The sequence below is a fragment of the Asticcacaulis sp. genome (assembly GCF_020217185.1).
Lineage (GTDB): Bacteria > Pseudomonadota > Alphaproteobacteria > Caulobacterales > Caulobacteraceae > Asticcacaulis.
Genome location: NZ_JAIWNX010000014.1, coordinates 1 through 10000 on the forward strand (window position 1 = coordinate 1; position 10000 = coordinate 10000).

Genomic DNA, 10000 nt, shown 5'->3' on the forward strand with positions numbered 1-10000 from the left:
CCTGCTTCGGGAAGGCGTCGAGTTGCTGGAAAAATTCGTCAGTGGCGCGCGGAATGACGTCGAAATAGAGCTTCTTGGCCGATTTCGGCGACTGGAACATGTAATAGGCCAGCGATTCCGGCGCGCCATAGCGCAGCCAGTCTTCCATGGTCAGGCCGTTGCCCTTCGACTTCGATATCTTCTGGCCCTGCTCATCGAGGAAGAGTTCGTAGTTGAAGCCTTCCGGCGGCGTACCGCCCAGCACCTTGCACACCTGCGACGACACCTTGACCGAGTCGATCAGGTCCTTGCCGGCCATTTCGTAATCGACGCCCAAAGCCGCCCAGCGCATGGCCCAGTCCGGCTTCCACTGCATCTTGACGTGACCGCCGGTGACCGGCACCTCGAACCTTTCGCCGTTTTCCTCAAAGACGATCGTGCCCTTTGAGACATTGCGCTCCAGCGTCGGCACCTGAAGCACGTGGCCGGTGACCGGCGAAATCGGCAGAAACGGCGAATAGGTGGCGCGACGATCCGGCCCCAGGGTCGGCAGCATGATCTTCTGGATGTCGTCGAAACGCTCCAACGCCCTCAGAAGCGTGGCGTCAAACTCACCCGACTTGTAGGCATCCGTGGCCGACTTGAACTCATAATCGAAGCCAAACGAGTCGAGAAAGGCCCGCAGACGCGCATTATTGTGCGCGCCGAACGAGTCGTGCGTCCCGAACGGGTCACGCACCACGGTCAGCGGCTTATACAGGTCTTCGCGCAGGATATCCGGGTTGGGGATGCCGTCCGGCACCTTGCGCAGGCCGTCCATATCGTCCGAAAACGAGATCAGGCGCGACGCCCAGTGACCACCGGTCAGGGCCGTAAAGGCCTGACGCACCATGGTGGTGCGCGCCACTTCGCCGAAGGTGCCGATGTGCGGCAGGCCCGAAGGCCCGTAGCCCGTTTCAAAGATCACCGGACGGTTCAACGCCTCAAAGGTCTTCAGCGCCTCATCGGCCTTGCCCGCCGTGATCAGTTCCTGGGCCCGTATCGAGTCCGCCTGATCCTTCAGACGCACTTTCAGCACGCGCGCAATCAGGGCGCGGGCTTGCTCGAAGGGCCAGGCACGGCCCTGTTGCGCGAGGAGGGTCAGTTCGGAAGACACGTCGGAAAACACCTTTCGGGGCAAATAAAAACAGAGCTGTGGCTTTAAAGCGCGGGATGGCGGGCGTCAAATGAAACCCGTGGAATACGGGATACCCCGCTCAAACTTACTATTGCAAAGTTGACATATTTCACGTTTAAGATGCGTATCAGTCCATTGGGGGAAGTTATCATGCCACCTGTTCAACCGTTCGCCGCACGTCGTCCTGGATTTCGTCTGGGCGCCGTTCTGACGCCGTTTCTCATCGCTGCTCTTGCCGCCTGTGGCGGTGGTGGCGGAGGAGGCGGTAGTGGTGGCTCTTCCGGGGGCGTGACCGGATCTTCGTCGTCCTCTTCGGCGGCGCCGACGGCCTATGTCGGCGGCAGTGAATTCAGCGTCAACACAACAGTCGATAACGACCAGACCTATCCAGCCGCGACCACACTCAACAATGGCAACGTCGTTGTGGTCTGGAACACCAGTCTGGGTGTGATTGGGGCCACCGCCCTGTCAGAGGTGCGCGCTCAGATCTTCACTCCCGCAGGCGCAAAGGTGGGCAGCGAAATCATCGTGTCCAGCGGCACCCCCAGCAGTGCCAGTTCACACCGACACGTCCTGCCGGCGGTTCTGGCAACGAGCGATGGGGGCTTCGCAGTCGCCTACATATCAAACGGCCATAATGGCAACACCACCGACACACGGATTACTCAGGGGCCGATCATGGTGCGCGCCTTCAAGGCTGACGGGACACCGGATGGTGATGCCGCTATTCCGCCCCTGACCACCACTTTGCCCGGAGAAGGCTTAACCGGAAGTGCGGGTTATGCGTTTTCGCTGGACATGAAATCTCTGAGCGACGGGCGCATTGTCGTTACCTGGACGGAATGGGGAACCTCTCCGTACAACGACGGCAATAACATGGCCGTGCGGATGCAGCTTTTTAAAGCCGACGGTGACGAACTGATCCCGGCCAGCATTGTCAACACCCAGACTGTCGGGCAGCAGTCCTACAGCTCGGTAGCAGCCCTGAGCGGCGGCGGCTTCGTCATTATCTGGACAGATTATAACGGCTCAAACAGCACGACCCAGGTCGCCAAGCTCAAGGGCCAGAGGTACGACGCGAACGGTGCAAAGCTCGGCACGGAATTCCTTGTCCGCGACACGACTCTCGCCCAGTCGGTCGGGTCGATCGCGCCCCTGCCGAACAATCAGTTTGTCATCGTATGGTCCGAAGGATCGCGCACCAGCACGGACGATGACGTCTGGGGGCAAATCTTCAACGGTGATGCCACGCTTTCCGGGGCACCTTTTGCTCTGGCCACAACCACAACCAACCGACAGGTGCAGCCCAAGGTTATAGCTCTGGCGAACGGCCATTTCTTCACTTTCTGGGGAGACAATTCCAACCTGTTGGGCGACACTGATCCCTACGCCCTCACCGGTCAGGCGTTCACATCGAACGGTACCAAGTTTGGTTCGCAACTGCTCTTGAATGTCACCACAGCCGGCAGTCAGGCCCAACCGGTTGCTACGGCTCTCAAAACAGAGGGGTTCTTTATGGCGTGGACCGACCCCGCCGGGGACGTCAATGGCGCAGGTGTAAAGGCCCGTGTGTTCAAGCTGAACTAAAGCTCTCATTATCGTCAGCACAAAGGCCCCGGCTCCACCGCGAACCGGGGCCTTTTCGTATGGCACGAAGATGTGAAAAGCGCCCTCTTGACGTTTGGGGCAAGTTGGATGTACGTTTACGTAAACGTCAATTATAACGACCTTATACAGGGGGTCACCATGGACATGCGTACCTACACTATTCGCCAGCTTTCCAAGGAGTTCGGCGTCACCGCCCGCGCCTTGCGCTTCTATGAGGACAAGGGCCTCATCAGCCCGGAACGCAAGGGTCAGACGCGCATCTATTCGGCGCGAGACCGGGCGCGTCTGAAGATCATCCTGCGCGGCAAGCGCATGGGCTTTTCACTGATCGAAATCCACGAAGTGCTAGATCTGTATAACCGCGAAGACCGCGGCGTGAAGCAGATGCGCGCCACCGTGGCCAAGTATCACGACCAGATCGAAAACCTGAAGCGCCAGCGCGAAGACATTGATCAGGCCATCAAGGACATGGTCGAAGGCTGCGCGTGGATGGAAGGCGAGATCGCCAAGCACGAAGCGGCGCAGGCCGCCCACGCTGAAGACGACCGCAAAAGCGCCTGATAATCAAGGCACTGACGCCGATATTTAAGACACCGAAATAAAGCTCACCATAACGCCAAGGAGCACTTCCATGCCGTATAAGGCCCCAGTGCGCGACTATCAGTTCCTGCTCAACGACGTGCTGAACATCGCCCAGTATTCGAACCTGAAAGGGTTTCAGGACGCTTCACCCGATGTCGTTCAGGCCATTCTGGAAGAAGGCGCGAAGTTCACCGAAGAAGTGGTCGCGCCGCTGAACGCGCCGGGCGACAAGGAGGGCTGCGTCCTGCACGCCGACCACAGCGTCACCGCGCCCAAGGGCTATAAGGAAGCCTATCTCCAGATGGTTGAGGCCGGGTGGCCCGCTCTGGGCGGTGATCCCGAATACGGCGGTCAGGGCCTGCCGCACGTCGTGGCTACGGCCTATTCGGAAATGCTTACCGGCGCGTCCTCTGCGTTTGCCATGTATCCCGGCCTGACCGACGGCGCGGTAGCGGCATTGAGCGTCGGCGGCACGGACGAGTTGAAGGCGCTCTACCTGCCCAAGCTGATTGCCGGCGAATGGTCGGGGACGATGAACCTGACCGAACCGCATTGCGGCACGGATCTCGGCCTGCTGCGCAGCAAGGCGGTGCCGGACAGCGACGGCACCTACAAGATTTCCGGTCAGAAGATCTGGATTTCGGCGGGTGAGCACGACTTTACGGGCAATATTTGCCACCTCGTTCTGGCGCGCATCGAAGGTGCCCCGGCAGGCGTCAAGGGTATTTCGCTGTTCCTCGTGCCCAAATTCATCCCGGATGCGAACGGCAATCCGGGTGAACGCAACAGCCTCCACTGCGCCGGTCTTGAGCACAAGATGGGCATTCACGGCAATTCCACCTGCGTCATGATCTATGAAGACGCTAAGGGCTGGCTGCTCGGCAATGCCCACGAAGGGCTGAAAATCATGTTCTACATGATGAACAATGCCCGCCTCGGCGTCGGCCTTCAGGGCCTCGCCATCGGTCACGCCAGCCACGTCGCCGCCGTCGAATTCGCCAAGGACCGCTTGCAAGGGCGCGCCCTCACCGGCCCCAAATCGCCTGACAAGCCCGCCGACTCTATCCTCGTCCACCCCGATGTGCGCCGTATGCTGCTCGAAAGCCGCGCCCTGCTCGAAGGCGGCCGCGGTTTCCTCACCTGGGTCGCGCTTCAGGCCGATCTGGCCAAACATGCCGAAGACGAGGCGACGCGGGAAAAGGCCAATGATTTCCTCAGCCTGTTGACACCGGTTGTGAAGGCCTATCTCACCGAAAAGGGCCTAAAGGTCACGCAGGACTCGATGCAGGTGCACGGCGGTTCGGGCTTCACCGAACACTTCCCGGCCTCGCAATATATGCGCGATATCCGCATCACGCTCATCTACGAAGGCACCAATGGCGTGCAGGCGCTCGACCTCGTCGGTCGCAAACTGCCGTCCAAGGGCGGGCGCGCCGTGATGGCCTATTTCGCCGAAATCGACGCCTATGTCGCCGACCACGAAGCGGGCAGCGCCGCGACCTTCGTCAAGGGCCTGAAGGACACCAAGGCGCGTCTGATGGACGGCACCCTGTGGCTGATGCAAAACGGCATGGGCAATCCGGACGCCGCCGCCGCGGGTTCGCTCGACTATCTGTGCCTGTTTGGTCTGACCGCGTTGGCCTATAGCTGGGCGCAACAGGCGGCCGCCGCGCAAGCCGCTATAGACGCGGGTTCGACCGATCCCTTCTATAGTGACAAGCTGAAGGTCGGTCGCGTTTTCCTGGAACGCATCCTGCCCGAAGCCGAAGCGCATCTGCAAAAGATGAAGGCCGGATCGGAGGCCCTGTTCGCATTGGAAGATGATCGTTTTTAAGACGCGGGGTCGCAGACCCCGCACCCCATCACTTAGCGCAAAAGGAAAGGCCGGAGTTCGTACACTCCGGCCTTTCAGTTTATTCCCAGCTAGGGGGTTTGGGGCCTGCGGCCCCAAGACCTTAAAACCAATGGGTTTTAGAGCTGTTCCAGCACATAGTCCGCCGACGAGACCTTGAACTCGCCCGGCGCTTCGACGAACAGCTTTTCGACCACGCCGTCATTGACGATCATGGCGTAGCGTTGCGAGCGCTTGCCCATGCCGAAGCCTTCGGCGTCGAGGACCAGACCAACCTTTTCGGCAAATTCGCCATTGCCGTCGCCCAGCATCAGCACTTCGTCAGCAATGCCCTGATCCTTGGCCCAGGCCTTCATCACGAATCCGTCATTGACACTGGTACAGGCCACCACGTCGATATTCTTGAATTTGAAGGCTTTCGCCTGATCGCGGAAGCCCGGCAGGTGGCGCGCCGAGCAGGTCGGGGTGAAGGCGCCCGGCACGGCAAACAGCACGGCGCGTTTACCGGCAAACACTTCGGAGGTGGTCAGCGGCTTCAGGCCATCTTCGGCCGGGGAAGAGAATTTCACTTCGGGCAGCTTGTCACCGGGTTGAATCGTCATGGGTAAATCTCCGTTGAATGGCCCGCTGCTTATAGGCCTGTGTCAGCCTACAGGCCAGAGCGCACACGCCGTCTTTATACGCTTTTTTCTTGCCAGAGACGGCTTCCATGCCCATCTTTGCGCCATGCGCAAAACCGGCCCTGTCTCCTCAGACCCAACAGCTTCCGTTGAGACCACCTCCCTCCAAGGGCGATTGCTGGTGGCTATGCCGAGCCTGGACGATCCTAATTTCGACCACAGCGTCATCTATATGTGTCAGCACGACGCGGAATCGGCGATGGGGATTGTGCTGACGCAGCCCATAGGTGGCCTGACCTTCCCACGCATGATGGAGGAACTGGGCATCGACATCACCGATAACCGCCACGTCGCCACCCCCATCTATAATGGCGGCCCGGTGCAGAATGAGCGTGGCTTTGTCCTACACAGCCTCGACTACTTTATTGATGAGGTGACCCTGCCGCTCGATATCGACCCGGAAGCGCTGGAACTGCGCGACGGCATCGGTTTGACCGTGTCGCGCGATATTCTGGTCGATCTGGCGCGCGGGGCCGGTCCGTCGCGGGCCCTGATTGCGCTGGGCTATGCCGGTTGGGGACCGGGGCAGTTAGAAGCCGAAATTCGCGACAATGCGTGGCTGATCGCGCCATCCAACGCGGATATTCTGTTTTCACACGATGCCGCAGGTTTATGGAACAGGGCACTTAAAAGTCTGGGTATTTTGCCGGAGCACCTCAGCCTCAATGCCGGGCGGGCCTGACGACGCTCAATAGGTTCACAGGCCAGACTTTCACAGCCCTGTCATCGACACGCTCTATGGACATTATCACCCCTTCCGGATGAGTGTGCCATGCCCCTGCCCGTCGATACCGCCCGCCGCCGTTTCACCTTCGGAGCCATCGCCGGCACCGGGGCCATTCTGGGCGGTGCCATCGGGCTCAGGCCGTCTCTGGCCGCCACCAAGCCGACGGAGCACAAGATGCCCCTGATCATCGCCCACCGCGGCGCCAGCGGCTATCGCCCCGAACACACGCTCGAAGCCTATAATCTCGCCATCCATATGGGCGCCGACTATATCGAGCCCGACGTGGTGGCGACCAAGGACGGTGTGCTGATCTGCCGTCACGAACCCATGCTGTCCGGTACGACCGACGTGGCGCAACGCCCGGAATTTGCGGCCCGCAAGCGGACCCTTACCGTGGACGGGGTGAGCATCACCGACTTCTTCGCCAGCGACTTTACTCTGGCCGAAATCAAGACCCTGCGCGCGCGTCAGGCCTTTGCCAACCGCGACCAGAGCTATAATGGCCGCTTCGAGGTGCCGACGCTGGAAGAGGTGATCGGTCTGGTGCGAAATCACTTCAAGACGACGGGCAAGAGCGTGGGTTTGTATATCGAAACCAAGCATCCGACACTGCATCGCGCCGCCGGTCTGGCGTTGGAAGAACGCCTGATTGAGGCCTTGACCAGAGGCGATATGAACAAGGCCGACTCGGCCGTCTTCCTGCAATCCTTCGAGGCCGACAGTCTGAAGCGCCTGAAGGCCCTGTCGCCTCTGCCGCGTGTGCAACTGGTCGATGGCGGGGACGTCAATTTCGCCACGGGTGACGTTGGGCCGTCGGTGCCCTTCGACTGGGCCGCCGCCGGACGCAAAGGCGTCTATACCGACATGCTGACCCCCGAAGGTCTGGCCGAGGTGCGTACCTATGCCGATGTTATTGCGCCGTGGAAGCGTTACCTGCTCAAGGCCGTGGCCACGGGGCCGGTGACGGAAAAGACCAGCGAGGCCGACTGCCGCATCGTCGAAAATCGCGCCCTGATCGACGCCGCGCACAAGGCGGGGCTGAAGGTCCACACCTGGACCCTGCGCAATGACCGCCTGCCTGCCGTCTATAAGGGCGATGCGCAGGCCGAGTTCAAACAACTGTTTGCCCTCGGCATAGACGGCCTGTTTACCGACTTCGCCGATACGGGCGTCGCCGCCCGCAAGGCGTTTTTGGATCATTAGTCATAATGATCCAGATTTTTTTGTTTAGCCCCTCGCCGGGCGGTGGCTTTGCCACCTTGGCCGCCGCCTCAATGGCGGCTTGAGCGGAATGATTAGAGCGATGTGCGGAAAAGTGTAAGCGGTTTTCCGCAAAAACATCGCGACAAAACAAAAATTTAGAGCGAAATGGCGCTTCCACCTAAAGTCATTTCGCTCTAGAAATCATTCCGCTGGGGGTTAAGCCAGAACAGCCTCCAAGCGTGTCTGCGGATCACTTTTCAACGCTGGCCCCAGAATAGCGGTCGCCACACCGGCTTGCAGCGTGCGTTCGCCGACGCGGCGCAGATCGTTGAGCGTCACCGCCTCAAGCCGCGCCACCTGCTCCTTGAGCGTAAAGGCGCGGTCATAGGTCAGGACCTGCCCGCCCAATGTATTGGCGCGTTGCGCGGCGTTTTCGTCGTTCAGATAGAGCGAGGTGGTGTATTGCGCTTTGGCGCGCTCCAGCTCGGACTCCAGCGGTTTGTTGATCAGGCCGCGCATGACACTGACGATCAGTTCGCTGAGGTCCGCCGCATCCTTCGGCGCGCAGCCGGCATAGATGCCCAGCATCCCCGTATCGCGGAACTGCGTCGTCCAGGCGTCGATGGAATAGGCCAGACCGCGGTCCTCGCGCGCTTCCTGAAACAGGCGCGAGGCCATGCCACCGCCCAGAATTTCGCCGAACAGCTTGAGCGCAAACAGGTCGTCGTCAAAGCGGTTGACGCCTTCAAAAGCCAGCGTCAGGTGCGTCTGTTCGACCTTGCGCACATGGCGGATATGGCGCGGCACAAAGCGCGCCGCTGTGTCGGCCTCGCGCGCGGGACGGGCCGGCACGTTCATATGGGCCTCGACCGCGTCCAGTACGCCTACGGCTTCGACGCCGCCCGACACACACAGCACGATATCCGCTGGATTATACAGGCCTTCGATATAGGCACGCAGCGTCTCCGGCCGCGCCGGAGCCAGACTTTGCGGTGTCCCCAAAATGGGGCGCGCCAGACTGTGGTCGCCGAAGCAGGCCTCTTGCAACAGGTCGAAGACGTGGTCGTCGGGCGTGTCGAAGGCCTCGGAAATTTCCTGCTCGATGACCTTCTTTTCGCGCTCCAGCTCATCGGCCTCCAGCGCCGGGCGGAACATCAGGTCGCCGACGACCTCGACCGCCAGCGGCAGCAGTTCGGCCATGCCGCGCACCTCAAAACGGGTGTGCTCATAGCCGGTTGAGGCATTGATGGTGCCCCCGCGATGTTCGATCACCTCGGCCAGTTCGCGCGCGCTGCGCCCGCCTGCCCCCTTGAACACCATATGCTCGCTGAGGTGGGCCCAGCCCGACTGATGCGGCGCTTCGTAGCGCGCCCCGCCGTGGATGATGGCCGTCAGTGCGAAGGTGTGCAGGCCGGGGATGGGGTCGTGAACCACCCGCAGGCCGTTGCTCAGGGTGGCGACTGAGGCGTTACCCACGCCAAGAGGGGTGAAACTCATGCTATGCCTTTGTTCGGCGCAAGCGCATTCCAAAAAGTGCCCTGCGGTTTTTGGAACCCAATGCGCGATCAGATAAAACCCAGGAGCTATTTCCTTTGAGAAATGGCTCTTGGGCGCGAATACAGGAGCGCTATATAGACACCGATCAGCGCCGCCGCCAGCCCATACCAGGTGAGGGCGTATTCCAGATGGCGATTGGACAGGTTGGCCGCCGCATCGACCGGCGTCAGGCCGGGTGCCACGGGCTGGGTCGCGGCTACAAAATAGTCCGATCGTAACGTGACGTTCCAGCGCTTCGACAGGTCGGGCACCGAGCGCGTGTACCAGTCGTCGGCCTTGGGATCGTTCGGCGGCACAAAAGCATTGGGCGTCTCAAAGCGCCGCAGCCGCCCGGTCAGGGTGGTCGTAGCGACCGCACCGGCCAACGGCTTTTGCGCCGTAAAGCCCAGATCGGCGAGGATCACCCCCTGCTCCATTGTGCAAGGGGTCAGGACGTGGAACCCGGCCACGCCGTCCGACACGCCGTGCATATAGACAAAATCGCGCCGGTCGCTGCGGCATTCGAGCGTCACCTGCCGCCAGACGTGATCCCCGGGCTGAGACAGGAGGCTGTCGAGCGCCACCGGCGCAATGGCCCGCGTGCGCGCCAGATCGGCCAGCAACTGCTCTTTCCAGTGCAGGCGCTGCATCTGCCA

The 10000-nt window shown here is 60.9% G+C and carries 9 protein-coding genes; 5 read left to right on the plus strand and 4 right to left on the minus strand.

Annotated features, from left to right (window positions below):
* Window positions 1–1135, minus strand: a 1135-nt coding sequence (locus tag LDL37_RS00665; RefSeq protein WP_290792859.1) for a lysine--tRNA ligase, incomplete at its 3' end; no start/stop codon positions are given.
* Between the two features lie 171 nt (window positions 1136–1306).
* On the opposite strand from LDL37_RS00665, the gene LDL37_RS00670 reads away from it, so the two are divergent.
* From LDL37_RS00670 to LDL37_RS00680, 3 genes are all read left to right on the plus strand, one after another.
* The gene (locus tag LDL37_RS00670) at window positions 1307–2743 is read left to right on the plus strand and encodes a hypothetical protein (protein ID WP_290792861.1); all 1437 of its coding nucleotides are present in this window, start codon (window positions 1307–1309) and stop codon (window positions 2741–2743) included.
* Window positions 2744–2902: 159 nt separating this feature from the next.
* Window positions 2903–3325 (plus strand): MerR family DNA-binding transcriptional regulator, encoded by a 423-nt coding sequence (locus LDL37_RS00675; RefSeq protein ID WP_232037173.1) that lies wholly within the window; start codon window positions 2903–2905, stop codon window positions 3323–3325.
* A 70-nt stretch (window positions 3326–3395) separates the two neighbouring features.
* A complete protein-coding gene (locus LDL37_RS00680; RefSeq protein ID WP_290792868.1) occupies window positions 3396–5180 on the plus strand; it encodes an acyl-CoA dehydrogenase C-terminal domain-containing protein in 1785 nt (594 codons plus the stop codon).
* 137 nt (window positions 5181–5317) lie between these two features.
* Here the strand turns inward: LDL37_RS00680 and LDL37_RS00685 are convergent, their stop codons facing one another.
* Window positions 5318–5800: a peroxiredoxin gene (locus tag LDL37_RS00685; RefSeq protein ID WP_290792871.1), complete on the minus strand. Its 483-nt coding sequence runs from the start codon at window positions 5798–5800 to the stop codon at window positions 5318–5320.
* A gap of 205 nt (window positions 5801–6005) precedes the next feature.
* Here LDL37_RS00685 and LDL37_RS00690 point away from each other — a divergent pair, with 205 nt between their 5' ends.
* Together LDL37_RS00690 and LDL37_RS00695 are read left to right on the plus strand one after the other, a co-directional pair.
* On the plus strand, window positions 6006–6560 hold the full coding sequence (locus LDL37_RS00690; RefSeq protein WP_290792884.1) for a YqgE/AlgH family protein: 555 nt from the start codon (window positions 6006–6008) through the stop codon (window positions 6558–6560).
* Window positions 6561–6650: 90 nt separating this feature from the next.
* Window positions 6651–7808, plus strand: coding sequence for a glycerophosphodiester phosphodiesterase (locus LDL37_RS00695; protein WP_290792874.1), 1158 nt, complete (start codon window positions 6651–6653; stop codon window positions 7806–7808).
* 216 nt (window positions 7809–8024) lie between these two features.
* On the opposite strand, the gene LDL37_RS00700 is transcribed toward LDL37_RS00695, so the two are convergent.
* Complete coding sequence (locus LDL37_RS00700; RefSeq protein ID WP_290792877.1) at window positions 8025–9305, minus strand: pitrilysin family protein; 1281 nt, start codon at window positions 9303–9305, stop codon at window positions 8025–8027.
* Window positions 9306–9391: 86 nt separating this feature from the next.
* A partial coding sequence (locus LDL37_RS00705) for an SURF1 family protein (protein WP_290792880.1) occupies window positions 9392–10000 on the minus strand: 609 nt, incomplete at its 5' end.

Bases quoted from the DNA above. Each gene is read 5' to 3' on its own strand.
- LDL37_RS00670 (WP_290792861.1), top strand. From the start codon at position 1,307: ATGCCACCTGTTCAACCGTTCGCCGCACGTCGTCCTGGATTTCGTCTG.
- LDL37_RS00675 (WP_232037173.1), top strand. From the start codon at position 2,903: ATGGACATGCGTACCTACACTATTCGCCAGCTTTCCAAGGAGTTCGGC.
- LDL37_RS00680 (WP_290792868.1), top strand. From the start codon at position 3,396: ATGCCGTATAAGGCCCCAGTGCGCGACTATCAGTTCCTGCTCAACGAC.
- LDL37_RS00685 (WP_290792871.1), bottom strand. From the start codon at position 5,800: ATGACGATTCAACCCGGTGACAAGCTGCCCGAAGTGAAATTCTCTTCC.
- LDL37_RS00690 (WP_290792884.1), top strand. From the start codon at position 6,006: ATGCCGAGCCTGGACGATCCTAATTTCGACCACAGCGTCATCTATATG.
- LDL37_RS00695 (WP_290792874.1), top strand. From the start codon at position 6,651: ATGCCCCTGCCCGTCGATACCGCCCGCCGCCGTTTCACCTTCGGAGCC.
- LDL37_RS00700 (WP_290792877.1), bottom strand. From the start codon at position 9,305: ATGAGTTTCACCCCTCTTGGCGTGGGTAACGCCTCAGTCGCCACCCTG.